At 40.3% G+C, this 23324-nt stretch carries 19 protein-coding genes, 1 tRNA gene and 1 pseudogene; 18 read left to right on the forward strand and 3 right to left on the reverse strand.

The window, feature by feature from the left end:
• The 8 genes and pseudogenes from HMPREF0106_RS27955 to HMPREF0106_RS05600 all read left to right on the forward strand — a co-directional run.
• A pseudogene (locus HMPREF0106_RS27955) lies at positions 1–460 on the forward strand (hypothetical protein); the annotation flags it as partial.
• Positions 461–476: 16 nt separating this feature from the next.
• A complete protein-coding gene (locus HMPREF0106_RS05630; protein WP_032851579.1) occupies positions 477–1784 on the forward strand; it encodes an O-antigen ligase family protein in 1308 nt (435 codons plus the stop codon).
• A 227-nt stretch (positions 1785–2011) separates the two neighbouring features.
• Positions 2012–2854 carry a glycosyltransferase family 4 protein gene (locus tag HMPREF0106_RS05625; RefSeq protein WP_009040758.1) on the forward strand — a complete coding sequence of 281 codons (843 nt, stop codon included), beginning with the start codon at positions 2012–2014 and terminating at the stop codon, positions 2852–2854.
• 16 nt (positions 2855–2870) lie between these two features.
• Positions 2871–3992, forward strand: coding sequence for a glycosyltransferase family 4 protein (locus tag HMPREF0106_RS05620; protein WP_009040759.1), 1122 nt, complete (start codon positions 2871–2873; stop codon positions 3990–3992).
• Positions 3989–4957 (forward strand): NAD-dependent epimerase/dehydratase family protein, encoded by a 969-nt coding sequence (locus HMPREF0106_RS05615; protein ID WP_009040760.1) that lies wholly within the window; start codon positions 3989–3991, stop codon positions 4955–4957. Before HMPREF0106_RS05620 ends, HMPREF0106_RS05615 begins: the two co-directional genes overlap by 4 nt.
• A 1095-nt stretch (positions 4958–6052) precedes the next feature.
• Complete coding sequence (locus HMPREF0106_RS05610; RefSeq protein ID WP_008021509.1) at positions 6053–6409, forward strand: hypothetical protein; 357 nt, start codon at positions 6053–6055, stop codon at positions 6407–6409.
• Positions 6410–6755: 346 nt separating this feature from the next.
• On the forward strand, positions 6756–7202 hold the full coding sequence (locus HMPREF0106_RS05605; RefSeq protein WP_004315194.1) for a PepSY-like domain-containing protein: 447 nt from the start codon (positions 6756–6758) through the stop codon (positions 7200–7202).
• 37 nt (positions 7203–7239) lie between these two features.
• On the forward strand, positions 7240–7740 hold the full coding sequence (locus tag HMPREF0106_RS05600) for a PepSY-like domain-containing protein (RefSeq protein WP_004315193.1): 501 nt from the start codon (positions 7240–7242) through the stop codon (positions 7738–7740).
• 64 nt (positions 7741–7804) lie between these two features.
• On the opposite strand, the gene HMPREF0106_RS05595 is transcribed toward HMPREF0106_RS05600, so the two are convergent.
• The 3 genes from HMPREF0106_RS05595 to HMPREF0106_RS05585 all read right to left on the reverse strand — a co-directional run bounded on the left by HMPREF0106_RS05595 (position 7805) and on the right by HMPREF0106_RS05585 (position 12673).
• Complete coding sequence (locus HMPREF0106_RS05595) at positions 7805–9013, reverse strand: L-serine ammonia-lyase (RefSeq protein WP_009040762.1); 1209 nt, start codon at positions 9011–9013, stop codon at positions 7805–7807.
• 19 nt (positions 9014–9032) lie between these two features.
• Positions 9033–10085, reverse strand: coding sequence for a magnesium/cobalt transporter CorA (corA, locus tag HMPREF0106_RS05590; protein ID WP_004315191.1), 1053 nt, complete (start codon positions 10083–10085; stop codon positions 9033–9035).
• Positions 10086–10171: 86 nt separating this feature from the next.
• The gene (locus tag HMPREF0106_RS05585; protein WP_009040763.1) at positions 10172–12673 is read right to left on the reverse strand and encodes an endonuclease MutS2; all 2502 of its coding nucleotides are present in this window, start codon (positions 12671–12673) and stop codon (positions 10172–10174) included.
• Positions 12674–12806: 133 nt separating this feature from the next.
• Between HMPREF0106_RS05585 and HMPREF0106_RS05580 the strand changes: the two genes are divergently transcribed.
• From HMPREF0106_RS05580 to HMPREF0106_RS05535, 10 genes are all read left to right on the forward strand, one after another.
• A tRNA-Ser gene (locus tag HMPREF0106_RS05580) sits at positions 12807–12891 on the forward strand.
• A 174-nt stretch (positions 12892–13065) separates the two neighbouring features.
• Positions 13066–14001, forward strand: coding sequence for a 23S rRNA (adenine(1618)-N(6))-methyltransferase RlmF (gene rlmF / locus HMPREF0106_RS05575; RefSeq protein WP_009040764.1), 936 nt, complete (start codon positions 13066–13068; stop codon positions 13999–14001).
• 49 nt (positions 14002–14050) lie between these two features.
• Positions 14051–14818, forward strand: coding sequence for an N-acetyltransferase (locus HMPREF0106_RS05570; RefSeq protein ID WP_008643116.1), 768 nt, complete (start codon positions 14051–14053; stop codon positions 14816–14818).
• Between the two features lie 154 nt (positions 14819–14972).
• Positions 14973–16730, forward strand: coding sequence for a helix-turn-helix domain-containing protein (locus HMPREF0106_RS05565; RefSeq protein ID WP_009040765.1), 1758 nt, complete (start codon positions 14973–14975; stop codon positions 16728–16730).
• Between the two features lie 65 nt (positions 16731–16795).
• A complete protein-coding gene (locus HMPREF0106_RS05560) occupies positions 16796–17158 on the forward strand; it encodes a DUF488 domain-containing protein (protein WP_009040766.1) in 363 nt (120 codons plus the stop codon).
• Between the two features lie 84 nt (positions 17159–17242).
• Positions 17243–18475 carry a Cof-type HAD-IIB family hydrolase gene (locus HMPREF0106_RS05555; protein ID WP_004315182.1) on the forward strand — a complete coding sequence of 411 codons (1233 nt, stop codon included), beginning with the start codon at positions 17243–17245 and terminating at the stop codon, positions 18473–18475.
• Positions 18472–19587, forward strand: coding sequence for an isochorismate synthase (locus HMPREF0106_RS05550; RefSeq protein ID WP_009040767.1), 1116 nt, complete (start codon positions 18472–18474; stop codon positions 19585–19587). Before HMPREF0106_RS05555 ends, HMPREF0106_RS05550 begins: the two co-directional genes overlap by 4 nt.
• Positions 19588–19606: 19 nt before the next feature.
• Positions 19607–21274 (forward strand): 2-succinyl-5-enolpyruvyl-6-hydroxy-3-cyclohexene-1-carboxylic-acid synthase, encoded by a 1668-nt coding sequence (gene menD, locus HMPREF0106_RS05545; protein WP_008643120.1) that lies wholly within the window; start codon positions 19607–19609, stop codon positions 21272–21274.
• Positions 21275–21277: 3 nt separating this feature from the next.
• Entirely contained in the window at positions 21278–22102 is an 825-nt protein-coding gene (menB, locus tag HMPREF0106_RS05540) for a 1,4-dihydroxy-2-naphthoyl-CoA synthase (protein WP_004310001.1), read from the forward strand.
• Positions 22103–22274: 172 nt separating this feature from the next.
• On the forward strand, positions 22275–23300 hold the full coding sequence (locus HMPREF0106_RS05535) for an o-succinylbenzoate synthase (protein WP_008770858.1): 1026 nt from the start codon (positions 22275–22277) through the stop codon (positions 23298–23300).
• The last annotated feature ends 24 nt before the right edge of the window (positions 23301–23324 follow it).

The following is a 23324-nucleotide window of genomic DNA, read 5'->3' on the forward strand; positions in this document are numbered from 1 at the left end:
ATTGTCGCCCTATATACAGTATGTTAAGCAAATATCTACCCAAAACTATGATTTAATAACTGCGTGCGCATATTTTGTCGATTTGAAAGGTAAACTGATAAAGAAAGTGGGTGAACCTTTTAGTTGGGAGAGAGAAAAAAGGAATATGAATATTTCTCATGGTTCCACCTTACATAATAGAAATCTTTTTCAAAAAATAGGTAAATATTCATTGGAATATAAAATATGTGCTGACTATGAGTTGTTGATACGAGAAGGACAAAATCTTTGTTGTGCATTTTATAATCAGGCGGTACTTGTGTTTAAAGTAGGTGGAGCTAGCTTTTCTATGGAATGTCAGTATGAGACATTCAGAATCAGAAAAAAATATCATACCGTACCATTAGTTATTAATCTGTATCTGTGTTTGAGAAGAATGGTAGGGATTATGTTGAAATCTATTGTATACATTACCAAATAGAATAACAATAGTGTCATTGACTTCTAAGAAATATTACTTTTTACTTTTTCTTATTGTTCTATTGATTGGGTTTCAACAATTCCCAGTTCTTCGTATAGGGGGAAGTTTTAAAATATATGAGCTACTATCTTTGATTCTACTATTAAAATTTAGGAATCATGGATTTTGGACTAGTAAGCTTATTGCATTATGGGTATTATTTGTACTTTCTCCTATTGTCAGTTTTTGCTATTCATGGCTTTTTCTTGATATCCCTTCTGATTTTTATTTGCGTTACCCTGAAGCAACAGAGTCTTTCAAATTTGGAAATAGAATATTTTCAGTATTGCAAATAATATATATGCTTTTTTGTTTTTCAGTTCTCTCGGGTATCTATCGAGAACGACGACTATATAAATATTTTGATTATCTGCGGAGGTATATTGTGATTATAGGAACATGTATAGCTGTATATTCTTTATTTGCTCTTTTTGTTTATGATCCAATACCATATTTACCTTCGTTTCTTCAAAATAAGTCTGTTTATGATTTTAGAAGTAGCGGTCTATCTCAAGAACCAGGGAATTATGTAATCTATCAAGTGTGGGTTGTGTTATTTACTTATTATGCGAAAGAACTATTTTCAATAAAAGTTTGGTTATTTATGCTGACAATAAATGTTTTATCGTTATTTTTCACATTCTCAACTTCACTCATTGCTTTTGTTGTATTGATTATATTGTCTTATTTTCTTTGTTCTACAACTAAAAAACAAAAGATATCCATTGTATTTATATCCTTTATTTTCTTTTGTGTCGGATATTTTGTATTACTTGAAAGTGGGTACTATGATTTGTTTGAGACTTTATTTTTAAATAAAGCAACCAATTTTTTTTATGCGCCAGATCATACATTGGATAGTGGCAGTTTTAGGAGTTATACAGGTCGGATTGGATGGGAAATTTTTTATAATCAGCCTCTTTTGGGTGTGGGAGTAGGAAATAGTGTTTATTATATGCATTTATATGAATTTAAGATGGGAATTGTGAATTTTGGGGATACGTTGAGTTTAGGAATATTCCCTCAAAATCTTTATGCTTGCGTATTTGCAGAACAAGGACTTATTGGTGGTTGTGCTTTACTGTTTTTTTTATTAGCAGTAGTGAAGGAACTATGGAAATATCGGAATGAAAAACCTTATGGACGAATGTTTTTTGTAGGAGGTCTTTTTAATGTTGCAGTAACACTGTCTAATCCTCTCGTTTATGCATTGTTTATATGGGTATTTTTGGTATTGGCTTTGGGTTATAATAAGTATATTCATGAAAAAGATTCTAATTTTTGAGGGTAGAGAAACTATAGGTGGGGGACAAATCATAACGAAGCGTATTTGTGACATCCTCTCATCCAAATACGATGTCTCTGTATTTATTCCGGGTCAAGATAATGGTATATCTAACTTATTGTCTAATTATAAACAATACCACTACCAATTAGTGCCATATTCTAGTAGGAAAAAAAAGAATAAAAGATTATTTTTTATTCTTTTATAATGCATTTTTTACATATCAAATGCTACGTAAGTTATTAAAGGAAAAGCATTTTGATTTGTTGTACATTCAACACCAAAATATTCTTCCTGTTTGTGTATTAGCAAATTGGGGGGTAAGAAATAAAATAGTATCCCATCTTCATGTTATTTATATCGATAAACAAGCAAGAAGAATGATATGTTGTTTTTTGAATCATAAGTACGTGAAAAGAATCTTTGGTGTATCAAGATATACACTTTCGCAGTTATCTCAGCAAAATTTGAAAAAGAGTTCTATATTATATAATCCGATTCCATTAAGAGAAAAAATAAAGATAAGTTGTTCATCTCATAAAATAGCAATAGTAGGGGATGTTGTTAGATTTAAAGGTCATCACATTGTGTTTGAAGCGATGCAATCTTTACCCGAAAATAGTGAGCTTCATGTAATTGGCAACCTTTTGGATAAAAAATATTTGGAACAACTGCAGTCTTTCTCGATTAAGTGTGTCTATACCGGATTAATATCAGATGTTGCAAATTACCTTGTTGAAAATCAAATAAGTTTAGTGATAATTCCTTCCATTTCTCCTGAAACATTTTCTTTGTCAATGACCGAAAGCTGGGCACTAGGTATTCCTACAATTGCTACTGATGATTATGGAATGAAAGAAATTGTTGAAAAATATATACCACTTTATTGCGATGTTATATTGTTTAACAAGGGGGATGTTGTTGATTTAGTAGCAAAAATTTTAAATCTTTATAATGATGAATGTTTATATCGGAAAGTTTCTGATGCTGTTTATTGTGTTATCAGAGAGCATTTAAATGAAGGAAAATTTAAAAAAAGACTTTTGAATGAAATATCATCAATTATATAAATAAGGTTGATCAAATATGAAAGTAGCTATCATCCAAGAATGGTTAGTAACCGTTGGCGGTTCAGATAAAGTAGTCAAAGCTATTGCGGATGTATTTCCTGACGCAGATATTTACACCTTAGTTGCTAAAAAACAAGTTTGTGACGAATTAGGGATTGACTGGAATAAAGTCCATACATCATTCATTCAGAAGTTGCCTTTAGGGGTAAAGAAGCATAGGATGTATTTGCCTATATTTCCGTTTGCAATAGAACAGTTTGATTTACGGGGATATGATGTGATTATATCATCTTCTCATGCTGTAGCCAAAGGAGTTCTAACCAAAGCGGATCAATTGCATATTTGTTATTGTCATTCTCCTATTCGTTATGTATGGGATATGTATCATGAATACTTGGAAGAATCGGGGTTGACAAAAGGCTTGAAAGGATATCTAGCTAAATATATGCTTCACCGTATTCGTAAATGGGATTTGATATCCAGCTTCCGGGTTGACTATTTTATAAGTAATTCCGATTATGTGGGACGTCGAATTCAGGAGACTTATAGGCGGGATGCTGTAACAATTCACCCTAATATTGATATTTCTAACTTTGATTTGTGCGTAGAGAAAGAAAATTTCTATTTAACTAGTAGTCGTTTGGTGGGATATAAGAAAATAGATCTTATTGTCGAAGCTTTCAGTCGTATGCCTAATAAAAAGCTGGTTGTGATTGGTGGAGGTCCTAATTTGGAAAAGATACGCAAGATTGCTGGGCATAATGTAACTGTCATGGGATATCAGTCATTTGCGGTACTAAAAGAAAAGATGCAGAAAGCTAAAGCCTTTGTTTTTGCAGCAGATGAGGATTTTGGTATGATTCCGATCGAAGCGCAATCATGTGGGACTCCTGTTATTGCTTATGGCAGGGGAGGTTCTTTGGAAACAGTAAAAGAAGGAGTAACAGGTCTTTTCTTTTATGAACAAACTGTAGAATCGGTTATTGATGCAGTAGAAAGATTTGAAAAACTAGAAACACCGTTTGATCCTAAAATAATACGTAACCATGCGGAGACTTTTTCGGAAGAACGTTTTAAGAAGGAAATAAAGGAGTTTGTAGAGTTAAAATATAATGAATTTAATCATCTAGTGAAATGAGTTATTTTATATTTGGCGGTTCCGGTTTTATCGGTACACACCTTATTGCTCTAATTGATAATATATATCCGGGTACAAAAATATACAATCTGGATATTGTAAAGAATAACCATGAAGGTAAATCTACATATATCAATTGTGATGTTCGTTCTGAAATAAACATTGATATTTCCGTTACTTCCGAAGACGTCATTTTTAACTTTGCAGCCGTTCATCGTACCCCGGGACATCCGGATCAGGCTTATTTTGAGACGAATATTCGTGGTGCAGAGAACGTATGTGCTTTTGCCGAGAAGTTCGGGATAAAGAAAATCGTTTTTACCAGTTCCATAGCTCCTTATGGTGCAGCTGAAGATTTGAAAACAGAAGAGACGCTTCCCACACCGAACACGCCTTATGGAATTTCTAAGTTAGTGGCTGAAAAAATACATACGATTTGGCAGGCAAAAAAGTCGAACGAACGACAACTTACTATTGTTCGTCCGGGTGTGGTATTCGGTAAAGGGGAAAATGGTAACTTTACTCGTTTGTATTGGGGTATCCGTGGCGGTAAGTTCTTCTATCCGGGCCGTAAAGATACGATTAAAGCTTGCATTTATGTGAAAGAATTGGTTCGCTTTATGCTTTATCGTTTAGAGAATCATAATGAAGGAGTAGAGTTATATAACTGTACATATGAACCAGCTTTTACTATCGAGCAAATAGTAGAAACGATGAAAAAGGCTACGGGAGTACAACGTACTGTTGTCGAGGTGCCGGGAAGTCTTCTAATGACAGTTGCAAGGATTGTCGGTTCGTTAGGGGGAAAAGCTTTAGGTATTTGTCCTGCTCGTGTGAAGAAGTTAATGATTTCTACTAATATATGCGGAAAGAAATTGGCTGATTCGGGGTATAAGTTTCATTATACATTTGAAGAAGCTATTAAGGATTGGTATAGAGATAACGATAATAAGTATTTGAGATGATTTTTCTGAAACAATTTGGGTATATAAAATAAATGTTGAGATGTAATAAACACGTGAGTGTTTCGTATGTGAGATGAAAAAAATGTAGGTCCCTAGCTTCATGCTGTTTACAGCATGATTCTCCTACATTGTGGATTAGAAATAGCGCGACGGCGCATTTCTAATCTACGCCCTGACATCGGAGGTTAAAGCCGATGTGAATTTCCCACTATATCAACTGTCTGTGAAGATCGTTGATATTTCCTAATTTTACGTATAGTGATGTATTTAGACACACAAATATAAAGAAAAAACATTGGGAGATTTGTATCGAAATATCCCAATGTTTGATTTCAATCATTGAGATGTTTTTTTCAAATCTTCCGATGTTTTTCCGACTCTCCAAAAGGACAAAAGGACAAAAAGGATATATATGATTGTTTTTATTCATCTTACTATAAGAACTATGAGGTATATTGCTGATCTTTATTATATTAAGTGCTTTTATAGACGTGTAACCTTACGAATATTGAAATCGTGTTTTGCGCCAACCTGAATCGTTTTGTTTGTCATGAAATGATTGGGCAACTCTTGAACAAAATTACCTATATTGTCAGGATTATTTAGTGAAAGGGCCGTGCTTGGAAAGAAGAGCGATATCTTGTTCGCGTTTGCTTCCGCCTTCAATGATACAATCATTCGACAATATGGTGATATTATTGTACAAATTCGGGGAAAATAAAGGAGCTCCTTTCTGGAATTCCTCTCCCAACTAATAGGCTTCGTCGTTGGCATTGGAATTTTTATAGTACCATAGGGGATTTTTGTCCTTATGTCCTTTTGTCCTTTTGAAAGGAGGGCACGTTGGTGGGGGAAAGAAGAGGTGTGTGAGATTTATAACTTGCTTGTATCCAGTAGATAAACTCTCGTTGCTTTTTTAGGGACGAAAATTTGTGTGCTCGAAAAAATGCAGGAAGCTCACGTAATATGCTTTTTTGTGAATAGTGTCAGTGACAGTTGATTTTAGCAGTGGATCGCTAATTGTTTCCCTATGTGGACAATATTTGATAAAGTAATAAAAACTGAAATATTATAAATTATTAATCATAGAATGACATGGCAAAAGAAAAACAGAAACCATACGAGTTTTTAAGCAATTTGGTATTGGCTTTAATGGGAACGGATCGTATTTTCAGTAACAGTTTCTTTTCCAGCGAATTTGCTATTTCTCCCAATACACTGAGTGAGATAAGACGGGGAGAGGATATGTGCATTTATCAGTATGTACGGGTGATACGGTGTATGATGAAGTATCTTCATTTAATTGTTCGAATGGATATGTTGCTAAAGGAATTAAGAACCGTATTAGCTTCCAATTGTGATTTGGTGGTTGCTACGATTCCGCACCGTTTTCACGGAACTTACCAACCGAAAGAGTGGGTGGTAGTAATGCATTGGGATGGTATAAGATAAATGTTGAAATGAAGAAATATGTAGGTCCCTAGATTCATGATAAACTCATGAAATCCCTACATTTTGCAGGTTAGAAATCGTACAGCGGTATATTTTTAACTTGACCCTCGTATCGGTGTAAAAACTGATATGTATCTATATGTGAAATATACCAACTGTCTGTGAGGATCGTTGGTATATTGCGTTTTAAGGGAACGTTGTACCATAGGGGAGTGGAAAATAGAATAGATGGTTAAAGAATACAAAAAAAGAGCAAACTCATAATATTCCTAAATCTTTCCGGAATCTGTATCGTTATTTGTAGCATAGAATAAAGTATAGTATTAACGCTAAAAGAATAACGATTATGAAGAAATTTCTATCTCTACTTGTACTGGCTCTGGTAGCCGTGCAGTTTTCATTCGCAAAAGATGTGATAACTAAAGACATGAATCAGTTGCCGCTTCCGGCACGTAATTTTATCAATAGTAATTTTACAAAACCACAGGTTGCCCATATCAAAATTGATAAGGATATGATGGAGTCTACCAAGTATGAAGTGTTATTGATGGATGGTACGGAAATTGATTTTGACAGTAAGGGAAACTGGGAAGAGGTAAGTGCTAAGAAAGGGCAGACTGTTCCTGTTAGTATTGTTCCGGGATTCGCTGTCAACTACCTGAAAGCACATAATTTTGTGAATGAAGGAGTGACGAAAGTGGAACGTGACCGCAAAGGGTATGAGATTGAATTGTCTACCGGGCTTTCTTTCAAATTTGATAAGAAAGGAAAATTTATCAAGGCTGATGATTAACAAGTTGCAGTAAATAGACCTAAACAAGAAGATAACTATGTGGAGATTTAAGTTTAGCGCATGGGCAGTAGTGTTGCTTATGACTGCCCTTTCTTTCGGCGCATGTGATAATGACGATGATGATACTTTTGTTCCGCCCAGTAATATTACGGAGGCCTTGAAACAGGTATATCCGGCTGCCCAGAATATAGAATGGGAGATGAAAGGTGCTTATTATGTAGCTGACTGTTGGGTGAGCAATGATGAATTGGAAGTCTGGTTTGATGCTAATGCCAACTGGGTGATGACAGAAAATGAACTGAACAGTATTGATCAGTTGGTGCCGGCTGTTTATACGGCTTTTATAGATTCTAAATATAACGCGTGGGTAGTGACAGATGTATATGTGTTGACATTTCCACAGAATCCGATGGAATCTGTGATTCAGGTGAAACAAGGTAGCCAGCGCTACTCGCTTTATTTCACGCAGGATGGTGGATTGATACATGAAAAAGATATCAGTAACGGAGACGATACGAATTGGCCGCCAACTGAATAACTTTTAATCATAAAAATGACAACGGACCATTTCTATAAAAGGAATGGTCCGTTGCTTTTTATAATTACATTTGTTTGTAATCCTTGGCCAATCCTCCTTCACTTGTTTCTTTATAGAGTGACGGTAGGTCATGTCCGGTCTGTTTCATCACTTGCACTACTTTGTCGAAAGAGACACGGTGCATGCCATCGGTGAAAGCTGAATAAAGATTAGCATCCAGCGCACGTGCGGCGGCGTATGCATTTCGTTCGATGCAGGGAATTTGTACCAATCCGCATACCGGGTCGCAAGTCATTCCCAAATGGTGTTCCAAGCCCATTTCTGCTGCATACTCAATTTGTGCAGGGCTGCCCCCGAACAATTGATTGGCGGCAGCCGAAGCCATTGCGCAGGCAACACCGACTTCTCCCTGACAACCTACTTCTGCTCCGGAAATGGATGCGTTGAATTTGACGATGTTGCCAAACAAACCGGCAGTGGCTAACGCACGTAAAATGCGCATATCGCTAAAGTCACGGCTTTTTTGAAGATGATAAAGTACGGCAGGCATAACTCCACAAGAACCACAAGTCGGAGCGGTTACTATTTTACCGCCGGAAGCATTTTCTTCACTTACTGCCAAAGCATAAGAGAAGACGAGCCCTCTGGATTGCAGGGATTGTTTGTATCCGGTAGCACGTATGTAATAAGTGGAGGCTTTCCGCCGGAGATTTAGTGGTCCGGGTAGTACGCCCTCTGCTTCGAGTCCACGGTGAATGGCATCTTTCATGGTAGCCCATACTTCAGCCAGGTAGTCCCATATATCTTCTTCCTCACATTCCTTTACGTATTCCCAATAACTTTTTCCGGTATCTTCACACCATTGGAGTATTTCAGTCATGTTTTCCATACCATATACATCGGGGCTTTCGATGGTTGGATTGTCATTATTTTCTGCTAGTGCACCACCACCGATGCTATAAACAGTCCAATTCTCCTGCACTTTATCGTTGCTATCCAGAGCTGCAAATGTCATTCCGTTCGGATGGAACGGTAGAAAGACTTTGGGCTGCCACACAATTTCTACCGGGGCAGTGGGTTGCAAAGTGTCTATAATGGCTACATCCGTCATGTGTCCTTTGCCTGTAGCAGCTAAACTGCCGTAAAGGGTTACTTTAAAAGATGCAGCATTCGGATGACGTTCCAGAAACATTTCGGCAGCTTTGCGCGGTCCCATAGTGTGGCTACTGGAAGGTCCTGTGCCTATTCTATATAGCTCTTTTATCGATTTCATGATTGATGATGTGTTTTTGTTAATACCATTTCTTTTTTCTGAAGTACAAATATACAATAATACCGATAATTGCCATTACAATCCAGGCAAATAAATACCCGTATTGCCATTCGAGCTCGGGCATCCATTTGTAATTCATTCCCCATACTCCGACCAGAAATGTCAAAGGGATAAAGATGGTGGATACGATGGTTAACCTCTTCATGATGTCGTTCATACGTAAATCATTGTTGGAGATGTATAGATCGACTAATGAGGAAAGAGTTTCCCGGCAGATCTCAATGGTCTGTAATACAAATTGCAAGTGGTCGTTTACATCATTGAAAAAGGCACGGTTCACTTTGTGAATGAGCAGGTTTTCTGCCCGTAGTAACTTGATATATTGTTCTTTTAGTGGAAGGATGGATTTTTTCATCAGCATATATTGGCGTCGTAATGCCTGAATCTGAATTCCGATGTCATCACCACTGGTGATGGTGAGCAGTTCTTCTTCCAAATCTTCGAGTGCGTCATCAATGGAAGAGATTGTTGAAATATAGTTTCCCATGATGCTGTTGAGCAGCACGCTAAGTAGATAATCAGTCTGGCGGCTGCGTATCTTCAGGACATCATTGCGCAGAGCGGAACTGACATCATCGAAGAAGTCGGTTTCTTTTTCGAGGAAAGTAAGTACGTAGTTATTACCTAGAATAAGACAAACTTGCTGTTGGAGCAACTCGTCCAGTTCGTCTTCTTCTTTATGTTCGTTGGGGTAGAATATTTTTAAGATCAGGACGATGTATTTGTCATGCTCTTCTATCTTGGTAGGATGATCCGCATTCAGTATATCTTGCAGGACTAGGAAGTCTATTTCAAAATGACTGCAAATTTCACGGATAGTCTCCGTATCTTTCATTCCGTGTATTTGTAGCCAATTGATCCGATCGCTGTTCAGTGTTCCCTTGATGGCTTGAAAGGTGTCGTTGGCGCTTTCCTGCATCTCGGTAGCATTGTAAGTACAAAGATGTAAGTGGGTAGGAGTAAGACTGTCTCCTGTGTAAATAAGCTTTTCGCTTAACAGATTATTCTTCATGCTTTATTCTCGTTTTAGAAAACCACTGTAACAAAGGTAGTGGTTTTCTAAATGAGAACAAGTTCTTTGGACGTTTTGTTTACAGGTTAGTCAAAATCGACTACTGTGATTCCGGCACCGCCAAACTGCACATGTTCGTCGGCATAGTGGCTCACTCCCGGTACGGTGGCCAGATACTGGCGGATTAATGTACGAAGTATTCCCGTTCCCGTGCCGTGAAGGATGCGTACACGGTCCATGCCGACTAATATGGCGTCATCGATAAAATAGGTGACTGCTTGCAGAGCTTCGTCTCCGCGCATTCCGCGTACGTCAATGTCTTGTTTGAAGCTAAGCTTCTTTTCGTACATCTGATCATGCGTCTGGCTACTGACAAAGGTGCTTTTGGCGATTCCTTCCGTCTTGGGGGCGTTATTGGTACGTTCCAGACGGTCTATTTTTACGGTCGTTTTTATACTCCCAAAAGCAACGGTTGCATTTTTACCATTGATTTCCATCACTTGGCCGACACTTGTCTGTCCTTTGATTTTTACATTCTCACCTACTGCAATCGGCACTACTTTAGGAGCACTTGACGGGGAAGAGACTGCGGCTTTCGGTTCGTTTTTCTTATTTTTCTTCCGTTCTTGTTTCTCCTTTAATTTCTTCATTTTCTGTGCAATCTTCTCTTCATGCTCTTTAGAAGCCAGCGCATCTAAAGAAGTACGGAAGTCTGTCAGTTCCTGACGTGCCTGGCGTGTCTTTTCCTTTTCAGCTTGTGCTTCCTTGATTGTGCGTATTGTGTTTTCAATGCGTGCATTGGATTCCTGAAGCATCCGTTCCGCTTCTTCTTTTGCTTGCCGGATGATCTCTTTCCGTGATTTCTGCAACTCTTCCATTTCCGTTTGGTAGCGGGCAATGGTTTCTTCCATGTGCTTTTCCCGTTGACGGATAGTTTGACGTTTTCCTTCCCAGTAACGCTTGTCGCGCACGATGTCCTGAAGGTATTTGTCGGCATTGATATATTCACTTCCTACGATTTCCGAAGCATCTGCAATGACATCTTCCGGCAATCCGATTTTTCGTGCGATTTCTACGGCAAACGAACTTCCGGGATTTCCGATTTGTAGCTGGAAAAGTGCTTGCATGAGATGGCGGTCGTAAAGCATGGCTCCGTTCACTACTCCTTCATGATCTTCGGCAAAATGTTTCAGATTCTGGTAGTGGGTGGTGATGACTCCGAATGTTCCTTTCTGGTTGAAACGTTTCAGAACGGCTTCGGCAATAGCACCTCCAATTTGCGGTTCCGTACCTCCACCGAACTCGTCAATCAGGATGAGGCTCCGCTCGTTGCAACTCTTCATCATGATTTTCATATTGGTCAGGTGAGAAGAGTAGGTACTCAAATCGTCTTCAATAGATTGCTCATCACCAATATCGATAAAGATGCTGCTGAATATACCGGCGTGACTGCGTTCGTGCAAGGGAATGAGCATACCGCATTGCAACATATATTGCAGTAAACCGACTGTTTTGAGGCAGACGGACTTACCTCCGGCATTCGGACCGGATATAATAAGAATGCGTTGTTTTTGATTCAGTTCTATATCCAGTGGTACGACTTTCTTTCCGTGTTTGGCAAGTGAAAGTTGTAATAAAGGATGCACAGCCATTGTCCAGTCCAGTAGTTGCTCATTCTCTACGGCGGGTTTCAGACTATTGGTCTGTATGGCGAAATAGCTTTTCGCACGGATAAAATCTATTTCTGCCAGAAATTCGTATGATTGAAGGATTTCCGGGATAGACGGACGGAGCACGTTTGAAAACTCGGTAAGGATGCGAATAATTTCGCGTCGTTCGTCGCCTTCGAGTTCGCGAATACGGTTGTTGGCTTCTACGACTTCCGCCGGTTCTATAAACACTGTTTTCCCGCTAGCGGATTCATCGTGTACAATACCTTTGATTTTTCGTTTGAGTCCGGGTGCGACGGGGATCACCAAACGTCCGTCACGCATAGTGGGAGCTACGTCTTTATCTACGTATCCTTCGGATTGTGCGCTGCGCAGAATGCTGTTTAACGAGCGGGAAATATTTCCCATTGTACTGGCAAGCTCGCGACGTATACGGGCTAATTCGGTGGAAGCATTATCCTTGATTTTTCCATATTTGTTAAGGATGCCGTCTATTTTTCCTATCAGTTGAGGGAAAACGGCTATATCTCCTGCCAGTCGTTTCAGACTGGGGTAGGGGGTGTCGTTCTCTTCTTCATCTTCATTTCGATGGAGAAAGCGTACAATGTCGCGGATGGTTTCTAACGAACGGCGCAGGTCGAATAGTTCTTGCTCGTCCAGATACATTCCTTCTATCCGCACCCGCTTTAGCGAAGGGCGGACATCAAAGAAAAATTGATCGGGAAATCCGTCCTCTTCCTGGATGATGCGGACAAACTCTGTTACCTGGTTTAATTTCTCCTCAACTTCTTCATGTTGCTCCGAAAAGGTCATGTCTGTGACTCTTTCTTCGCCTAAAGTGCTAAGACACTTATCTTTTAGTAACTGTCTGATCTGGTCGAATCCTATCTTTTGCTCAAAATTTTGAGGGTATATCATATCTTTGTTCTTACTAATGGACTGCAAAAATACGATTAATTCGCGAAAAAAATATCAGAATGTTTGCAGATTTAAAAATGATTCGTACCTTTGTACCGCTTTCAACGGAAAGCACTTCTGATAAAGGAGTTTTGGAGAGGTGGCAGAGTGGTCGATTGCGGCGGTCTTGAAAACCGTTGTACTGCGAGGTACCCGGGGTTCGAATCCCTGTCTCTCCGCTTTTAAGCATTGAATATCAATGCATTATAGAATAAGCATCCTAATTAAGGTTTCAGAAAATGACCTTATGGGATGCTTTTTTATTTTATGATATTTTGGGGTGATTTGATTCCAATTTAGTGTATTAACAGGGAAAATTTGCAGACAGGAAAATTCTCTGTATCTTTGCCGGCATGGCACAAAAAGGTGAGTTACATATAAGAAATAAGCACAATGGTCAATACGATTTTCCGTTGTTGATAGAAAAATATCCTCCACTTAAGAGATTCGTATCACTTAATCCTCTGGGTGTACAAACTATAAACTTTTTTAATCCGCAAGCAGTAAAAGCTTTAAATAAAGCATTATTAATCAGTTATTATGGCATTCGGTACTGGGATATACCGAAACAATACTTGTGTCCACCCATTCCTGGAAGAGCGGATTATATTCATTATATTGCCGATCTTATTCAGCCGGATAGGGTAGCGAACGATTTGCAGACAGAGGAGGAAGATGCGAACGAACAGAAAACGAAATGCAGATGTCTGGATGTTGGGGTAGGTGCAAATTGTATTTATCCGATTATAGGGCACACAGAATATGGATGGACATTTGTGGGCAGTGATATTGATCCGGTCTCGATTGAGAATGCACGAAAGATAGTGACTTGCAACCCGGTATTGGCACATAAGATTGACTTGCGACTTCAGAAAGACAGTCAGAAAATTTTTGATGGAATTATCATGCCTGGCGAGTATTTTGATGTTACGATATGTAACCCTCCGTTTCATAGCTCGAAGGAAGAAGCGGAAGACGGAACCTTGCGCAAATTGAGTAGCCTGAAAGGGATGAAGGTGAAAAAAGTACAATTAAATTTTGGCGGGAGTGCGAATGAACTTTGGTGTGAGGGTGGAGAAATCCGTTTTATACTGAATATGATCTCCGAGAGTCAGAAATATCAGAAGAACTGTGGATGGTTTACCAGCTTGGTTTCAAAAGAAAAGAATCTCGAAAAGCTATGTGCTAAATTGAAGTCTGTGAATGTATCGGAATATAAGATTATCAGAATGCAGCAGGGAACTAAAAGCAGCAGAATATTAGCCTGGCGATTTTCTAATAACTCATAATAATGAGTGCTTATCGATTTGTTATTTTTAAACCTATTAATATAATATTATGGAAACAAATTACATCACTTTGACGAAGGAGAATATTGCGGACGAACATATATGCTGTGCCTTTTCGGATAAGAAATGCAAAGATAGTTATGAGTTAAAAAAAGCATGGCTGAAAAAAGAGTTTGATAATGGTTATGTTTTCAGACGTATTGACGAACGGGCGAAAGTGTTCATCGAATATGGTCCTGCTGAAAAGGCGTGGGTTCCTGTCAGTGCTCCTAATTATCTGATGATAAATTGTTTCTGGGTGTCGGGTAAATATAAAGGATGCGGGCATGGTAAGGCTTTGCTGCAGTCTGCTATTGATGATGCGAAATTGCAGGGAAAAGATGGTTTAGTTACCGTAGTGGGCACTTCTAAATTTCATTTTATGAGTGATACAAAATGGCTGCTGCGACAAGGTTTCCAAACTATAGAAAAACTTCCTTACGGATTCAGTTTGTTGGCTTTGAAAATAAATCCGGCTGCTCCCGATCCTTCATTCAACGACAGTGTCTTGACAGGTGAGTGTCCTGACCGGGATGGAATAGTAGTGTATTATACTCATCGTTGTCCGTTTACTGAATTCCATGTTCGCGGTTCTTTGGTCAATGCAGCCAAGAGTAAGGATCTCCCATTAAAAATAATAGAATTAGAAACCATGGAACAGGCACAAAATGCGCCTACTCCAGCCACTATCTTTACTCTTTTTTATAATGGTAAGTTTGTTACGACCGATTTGAGCGTGTGTATTGAAGCCCGGTTGGGAAAGGCTTTAGGCTTGTGATTCTGTGAGATGAAGATTTATCAGAAACTAGGATTGGGATAAGAAGATAGCTAATGTTTCTTATTTTAATTTTGCAAAATTAAGATGTACCTTGCACTTTTTATGGAAAATACATATCTTTGGATGTTGAATGATTAAAATACGGTAAGAACTTATGCGTTTTTTTGTATGTATTTTGGTGCTTTTATTTGTACATAATCAATTTTCGAGGGCTGATAAAACTTTAACAGATGATTCTCTGTATACGGAGAAATATATCAGGGATATTTATATTCCCGAACCTAGGCGTGCTCTGCAATTACTGGACGAAGCGGAGGACAGGAAAACGATTCCTTTGCGGGTTGTAAATGAATTGCGTAGTTTATCATATAGTAATATGTATATGAATAAATTGGCATTTATGTATGCAAGGAAAGCTTATTTGCTTGATTCCATATATCAAAAAGATCCGAAACACATGCTGAAAATGACAGTACATTTGGCTGAGTTTTCGGCAATGATGAGTAAATATAATGAAAGTATGCGTTATGCATTAGATGGAATCAGGCAGGCGCAAGAATTAGGGAACAGGGAAGCCAAAGCCAGGTTATTTTTCTGTATGGGGGAGAATAATTGGAGATTATCTTTTAAAGATAAAGCATACGATTATTTTAACCGGACTATTGAGCTTTTGCGGGGCTCAAAGGAGATGCGGGAAATGATGCTGCTCTCTTATTACTATGGAGCAGAAATGAGCTTTTTAATGAATGATTCTCGAATTGATGAGGCATTGAAAGTGGGTTTTGAGCGTGAAAAGCAGATTAAACGGCTTAAGGAAGTACCTCAAATCTCTGAAGATTATGTAGATGGCCAATATAGTTATTTATATGCCAAATTAGCCTACATCTATTGCATGGAGAAGAAATATGAGAAGGCGGAGCAATATTATCAGAAATACTTATCAAAGAAAGAGTCTCATACTCCCGACGGAAAAATGTACTCGGTTCCTTATTTGGCGCTTTCCGGACAATATGAAAAGGTTATTGATAATTGCAGGGGGTTCAAGGAATTGATGAGAACCCAGCAGGATACTTTGAATGAACAGTATCTGACTGTCCTTCGACAGGAAGTGAAGGCATATTTGGGTATGCATAAATACAAAGAAGCTGCCGAGATACGTGAAACGATTTTAACTATAACAGATAGTATCAATACCCGGGATAGAAACAATGCTGCATTGGAATTGAATGCAATGTACGGCGCTTCTGAAAAAGAAGAATATATTGCCGAACAGGCTTTTCAATTAAAAATAAGAAATATTACCCTCTGTTTTCTTGCGTGTATTGTTGTGTTGACTCTGTTTATCGTTTGGCGTTTGTGGCATTTCAATCATATAGTCGAATATAAGAACAGGATGCTTGCCAGGCTTATAAACGAGAAATTTGCTAATAGAAAAGATGGGAACCAGCTATCGGAAGTATACGAACAACTGGCTGTTGTGTCGGAGATTGAACCGGAACGTATTTCACCCGAAGAACTGGAAGAACTTGCTAACGATACAGATAAAGAAAGTGGGGAAGAAGAAGAGAATAAAAAGATATTTCAGGAACTGAATGATATCGTTATTCAGAAACAGTTATATCTTTCTTCAGAATTGTCGAGAGAAGATCTGGCACAAATCGTACATCTGAATAACGCACGTTTTGCGAGGATGATAAGAGAATGTACCGGAACCAATTTTAATGGATATATCAATGAATTGCGCATTAATTATGCCATTGAACTGATGAAAAAGCATCCTAATTATACGATACGTGCCATTGCGGATGAGGCCGGATTTAATAGCACCCCGATTTTATACAATCTTTTTAAGAAAAAGACGGGAATGACTCCTTACGAATTTAAAAAAGCACAGGATTCGTTACAGAATTGAGTGGATTCTGCTAAACAATTTTCGCATTTTCCGGTTTATCTATTTATAATTAACTATTAATAGAGATGATACAGGTAAGGATAAAGCGGGTTTACGAAGATTTTTCAGAAACAGATGGCTACCGGGTACTGGTAGATAAATTATGGCCACGTGGAATGAAGAAAGAATGGCTTAAGTACGATTATTGGGCAAAAGACATCACACCGTCTTCCACATTGCGTAGATGGTTTCACGAAGATATTCCCGGACACTGGGAAGACTTTGTCATACAGTATCAGAAAGAACTTGACGCTTCTTCCTCAATGGCTGATTTTCTGACTCTTATCAAGCCGCATCCGGTGATAACATTGCTTTACGCTTCCAAAGAACCGGTGTATAATCATGCCCGTATCCTCCGCGATTATCTGGAAATGCGTTTGAAAGATTGAAATTAAAGTAATTTTTATCTGTTTACGCTTTCTGTCGTTCACTCAATTTCCTACCTTTGTAATCTAAATCAAAATCGTGTAATCATGAAGTATAAATTATTGGTTCTTGATGTAGACGGAACACTCCTCAATGATGCGAAAGAAATTAGTAAGCGTACATTGGCTGCCCTGTTGAAGGTTCAGCAAATGGGAGTACGTATTGTGCTGGCATCCGGCAGACCTACTTATGGCCTGATGCCGCTGGCAAAGATGCTTGAACTTGGAAACTATGGAGGTTTTATTCTTTCCTATAATGGCTGTCAGATTATCAATGCACAAAACGGGGAAATTCTGTTTGAACGTCGGATTAATCCCGAAATGTTGCCGTATCTGGAAAAGAAGGCCCGTAAAAACGGTTTTGCCTTATTCACTTATCATGATGATACGATCATAACGGATTCTCCTGAAAATGAACATATCCAAAATGAAGCCCGGTTGAATAACCTGCAAATAATTAAAGAAGAAGAATTTTCTGCTGCCGTTGATTTTGCTCCTTGTAAGTGTATGCTGGTGAGCGATGACGAAGAAGCACTGGTTGGTTTGGAAGATCACTGGAAGAGACGATTGAACGGAGCGTTGGACGTATTCCGTTCGGAACCATATTTTCTGGAAGTAGTTCCCTGCGCTATCGACAAAGCCAACTCTTTGGGTGCTTTGCTGGAGGTACTGGATGTGAAGCGTGAGGAAGTGATTGCTGTGGGCGACGGTGTGTGTGACGTAACAATGATTCAGTTGGCCGGACTGGGTGTAGCTATGGGACATTCACAAGACTCGGTCAAAGCCTGTGCCGACTATGTGACTGCTTCGAATGAGGAAGACGGAGTGGCCGTTGCAGTGGAGAAAGCTATCATAGCCGAAGTGCGTGCAGCCGAAATTCCCCTTGACCAACTGAATGCGCAGGCACGCCATGCATTAATGGGAAACTTGGGAATTCAATATACATACGCCGACGAAGATCGTGTGGAAGCAACGATGCCGGTAGACCATCGTACCCGTCAGCCTTTCGGCATTTTGCATGGGGGAGCTACTCTTGCACTGGCAGAAACAGTTGCCGGACTCGGTTCGATGATTCTTTGCCAGCCGGACGAGATTGTAGTAGGAATGCAGGTCAGCGGAAACCATATATCTTCTGCACATGAAGGAGATACCGTGCGTGCAGTAGGAACAGTTGTACATAAAGGACGTTCCTCCCACGTATGGAATGTAGACGTGTTTACTTCAACAAACAAACTGGTGTCTTCCATACGGGTAGTCAACAGTGTGATGAAAAAGAGATGACCGACGAAGAAATAAGTAACTTGACAACTATTGATGCATTTATTCAGCGGAAGCAGCCGTTTGCTGTTTACCGTATTCCCGGAGAGAAAGTTCCCCGTCTGTTGACGCAGGCGGAAGGAGCGGTCCGTTTGATATACGATTTGAAAGAACTGAATGGACAGAGAGGATTTGTAATTGCTCCGTTTCAGGTGAGTGAGTCATGTCCGGTTGTGTTGATTCAACCCGATCAGTGGGGGCAGCCTTTACCGGTGGATGATGATACGGAAGAGGACCGGGAGATAGCCTTGCGCCTGCAAGGGCAAGAATCATTTCTGACTTCTTCCACGGAAGAATATACGGCATGCTTTCATACCTTTATAAATGCGTTACGTGACAGGACTTTTGATAAACTAGTGCTTTCCCGTCATCTTACAGTTGATAAAGTAGCTGATTTCTCTCCTTCGTCCATCTTTCGGGCGGCTTGTAAACGTTATATTCATTCGTATATATACTTATGTTATACTCCGCAGACAGGGATCTGGCTGGGAAGCACTCCCGAAATCATTTTATCGGGTGAGAAAGACGAATGGCATACGGTTGCGCTGGCCGGAACACAGCCTTTGCAAGATGGCAGACTGCCGCAAGTATGGGATGAAAAGAACCGGAAGGAACAGGATTATGTATCTTCTTATATCCGTCGTCAGCTTCTTTCACTGGATATCCATGCTACGGAAAACGGGCCATATCCTGCTTATGCCGGTGCTTTGTCACATTTAAAAACCGATTTCCGGTTCGCTTTGAAAGATAATAAAGGTTTGGGAGACCTTCTGAAAGTTTTGCATCCGACACCTGCCGTATGCGGCTTGCCGAAGGAAGAAGCCTATCAGTTTATTTTGCAGAACGAAGGTTACGACCGCCGCTATTACTCCGGTTTTATCGGATGGCTCGATCCGGAAGGGCGAACAGACTTGTATGTAAACCTGCGCTGTATGCATATCGAAGATAAACAACTCACTCTTTATGCCGGCGGTGGATTATTGGCCTCTTCGGAACTGAATGACGAATGGCTGGAAACGGAGAAAAAGTTGCAAACCATCAAACGGCTGATTGCAGTGCCTCCTTTAAAATCATAAACTACTAATAATTATCATCATGTATACAGACAAGAAGAACATACTCCAGTTGGTTGCGTTGCTTGAGGCGCATGGGATTACTAAGGTTGTGTTGTGTCCGGGTAGTCGTAACACCCCCATAGTGCATACTTTGTCTAACCATCCGAATTTTACCTGCTATCCGGTGACGGATGAACGGAGTGCCGGCTATTTTGCCATCGGTCTTGCGTTGAATGGTGGTAAGCCTGCTGCTGTCTGCTGCACTTCCGGTACTGCATTATTAAACCTTCATCCGGCTGTGGCAGAAGCATTTTATCAAAATGTTCCTCTGGTCATTATTTCTGCAGACCGTCCCGCTGCCTGGATCGGACAAATGGACGGACAGACTGTACCACAACCAGGCGTATTTCAGACGCTGGTCAAGAAGTCGGTAAACCTTCCGGAGATTCATACGGAAGAAGATGAATGGTATTGCAATCGTCTGGTGAATGAAGCATTGCTGGAGACGAACCATCATGGAAAAGGACCGGTACATATCAATATCCCTATTTCTGAACCATTGTTCCAGTTTACGGTCGATTCGCTTCCAGAAGTGCGTGTCATAACCCGTTATCAGGGGTTGAACGTCTACGATCGTGATTATAACGATTTGGTCGACCGGATGAATAAATACCAGAAGCGTATGATTATCATCGGTCAGATGAATCTTATCTATCTGTTTGAAAAAAGATATATCAAGTTATTATATAAACATTTTGCCTGGTTGACGGAACATATCGGCAACCAGACAGTTCCCGGTATTCCGGTAAAGAACTTCGATGCGGCGCTTTATGCCATGCCCGAAGAGAAGGTAGATCAGATGGTTCCGGAGCTGCTGATTACTTATGGAGGACATGTCGTTTCCAAACGATTGAAGAAGTTGCTCCGTCAGCATCCGCCTAAAGAACATTGGCACGTATCGCCGGACGGTGAGGTGGTCGATTTGTATGGCTCATTAACTACGGTGATCGAAATGGACCCGTTCGAGTTTCTGGAGAAGATAGCCAGTTTGCTGGACAATCGGACTCCTGAATATCCCCGTGTGTGGGAAAACTATTGCAAGATCATTCCTGAACCGGAGTTTGCTTATTCGGAAATGTCTGCTGTCGGTACGTTGTTGAAAGCCTTGCCGGAGTCATGTGCGTTGCATCTGGCTAACAGTTCGGTGGTGCGCTATGCGCAATTATACTCCATTCCTTCTACGATTGAAGTTTGTTGCAACCGGGGAACAAACGGCATTGAAGGCTCGCTGTCTACGGCTGTCGGTTATGCGGCAGCTTCCGACAAACTGAACTTTATAGCTATCGGAGATTTGAGCTTCTTCTATGATATGAATGCGTTGTGGAACGTCAATGTTCGCTCCAATCTGCGTGTTCTTCTGTTAAATAATGGAGGAGGAGAGATTTTCCATACCTTGCCGGGATTGGATATGTCGGGTACCTCACATAAATTTATTGCGGCAGTTCATAAAACATCGGCCAAAGGTTGGGCAGAAGAGCGTGGGTTTCTCTATCTGCAAGCGCAAAATGACGAAGAACTGGCTGAAGCGATGAAAACTTTCACTCAACCGGAAGCTATGGAGCAGCCTGTGCTCTTGGAGGTGTTTACCAACAAAAACAAGGACGCGCGCATGTTGAAGAATTATTATCATCAATTAAAACAAAAATAGATTATGTCAACACAAAGAGAGTGGACAACCATTAGAGAATACGACGATATTCTTTTTGATTATTATAATGGAATTGCCCGTATCACGATCAACCGTGAGCGCTATCGGAATGCGTTTACTCCGACAACTACTGCTGAAATGAGTGACGCATTGCGCATCTGCCGTGAAGAAGCGGATATTGATGTGATTGTGATTACCGGAGCCGGTGATAAGGCGTTTTGTTCGGGTGGCGACCAGAATGTGAAAGGACGTGGCGGATATATCGGAAAAGACGGTGTGCCTCGTCTAAGCGTATTGGATGTGCAAAAGCAGATTCGCAGCATCCCGAAACCGGTGATTGCTGCCGTGAACGGTTTTGCTATTGGTGGCGGACATGTGCTTCATGTGGTATGTGATTTGTCCATTGCGTCGGAAAATGCTATTTTCGGTCAGACGGGTCCTCGTGTAGGTAGCTTTGATGCCGGATTCGGTGCGTCTTATCTGGCACGTGTGGTAGGTCAGAAGAAAGCACGCGAAATCTGGTTCCTCTGTCGGAAGTATAATGCACAAGAAGCATTGGACATGGGATTAGTGAATAAAGTAGTTCCTTTGGAGCAGTTGGAGGACGAATATGTGCAGTGGGCAGAAGAAATGATGTTGCTTAGTCCGTTGGCTTTGCGCATGATTAAAGCAGGATTGAATGCCGAACTGGATGGTCAGGCAGGTATTCAGGAATTGGCAGGTGACGCAACGTTGCTCTATTACCTGACTGATGAAGCACAGGAAGGAAAGAATGCGTTTCTGGAGAAACGTAAACCGAACTTCAAACAATATCCGAAATTCCCTTAAAATCGGCTTTGCCACAGAGTACCACAGAGTTTGCTTTTCCTGCGTTTAAGCCCGATTTTCTGCAAAGCAAGACTGTGGAGGAGAGAATGGTAGGAGAACTGCAAGAGATATAACTTGTTAAAACTTCGTGAGGCTCTGTGTTATTCTGTGGTGAATTGAAAAATTATTCACGATGAATTGTAAAATAGAAATTATTCCCCGATTGCTCCATTTCAAGCAACCTGCCGGGACTTCCAGAGGAACATATACTACGCGTAAAGTTTGGTATCTTCATTTTACCTCTCCTGACTTCCCTGGCAGAGTGGGAATAGGGGAGTGTGCACCTTTGCCCGCTTTAAGTTGTGACGATCTTCCTGATTACGAAGATATATTAAAAAGATTTTGTCGGCAAGTAGAGAAAGAACAAGGAATGTGGGATAAGGATGTTTTATGCCAGTATCCTTCCATCTTATTTGGCTTGGAAACGGCTATCTGGCATTTCTTTGCAGGGAGTTGGGCTTTGTCCGATACGGCTTTTTCTCGTGGAGAGGTAGGGATTCAAATTAATGGTTTGATTTGGATGGGAGATTTTGATCACATGTTATCCCAAATCGAGAAAAAGATGGAAGCCGGATTCCGTTGTGTCAAACTAAAGATTGGTGCTATCGATTTTGAAAAAGAATTGGCGTTGTTACGCCATATTCGTACCCATTTCTCTTCTAAAGAAATAGAGTTGCGTGTAGATGCAAACGGTGCTTTCTCTCCGGGTGATGCAATGGAAAAACTGAAACGTCTGTCGGAATTTGATTTACATTCTATCGAACAGCCGATCCGTGCCGGACAATGGGAGGAAATGGCCCGGCTCACTTCTGAATCTCCGTTGCCGATAGCATTGGATGAAGAGCTGATAGGATGCAACACGCTGGATGAAAAAAAGAAACTGCTGGCAACCATCCGTCCGCAATATATCATCATTAAACCATCTCTCCACGGAGGAATATGCGGAGGAGATGAATGGATTATGGAAGCGGAAAAGCAACATATCGGCTGGTGGATCACTTCCGCTTTAGAGTCCAACATTGGTTTGAACGCTATCGCCCATTGGTGTGCAACATTCAATAATCCGTTGCCACAAGGATTGGGAACGGGTATGCTCTTTACTGACAATATAGAAGTGCCTCTTGAAATCAGAAAAGATTGCCTGTGGTTTTGTAAATGATGGTATTTAGTGGTATTTAAAGGA

The sequence above is a fragment of the Bacteroides sp. D22 genome (assembly GCF_000163675.1).
Lineage (GTDB): Bacteria > Bacteroidota > Bacteroidia > Bacteroidales > Bacteroidaceae > Bacteroides > Bacteroides xylanisolvens.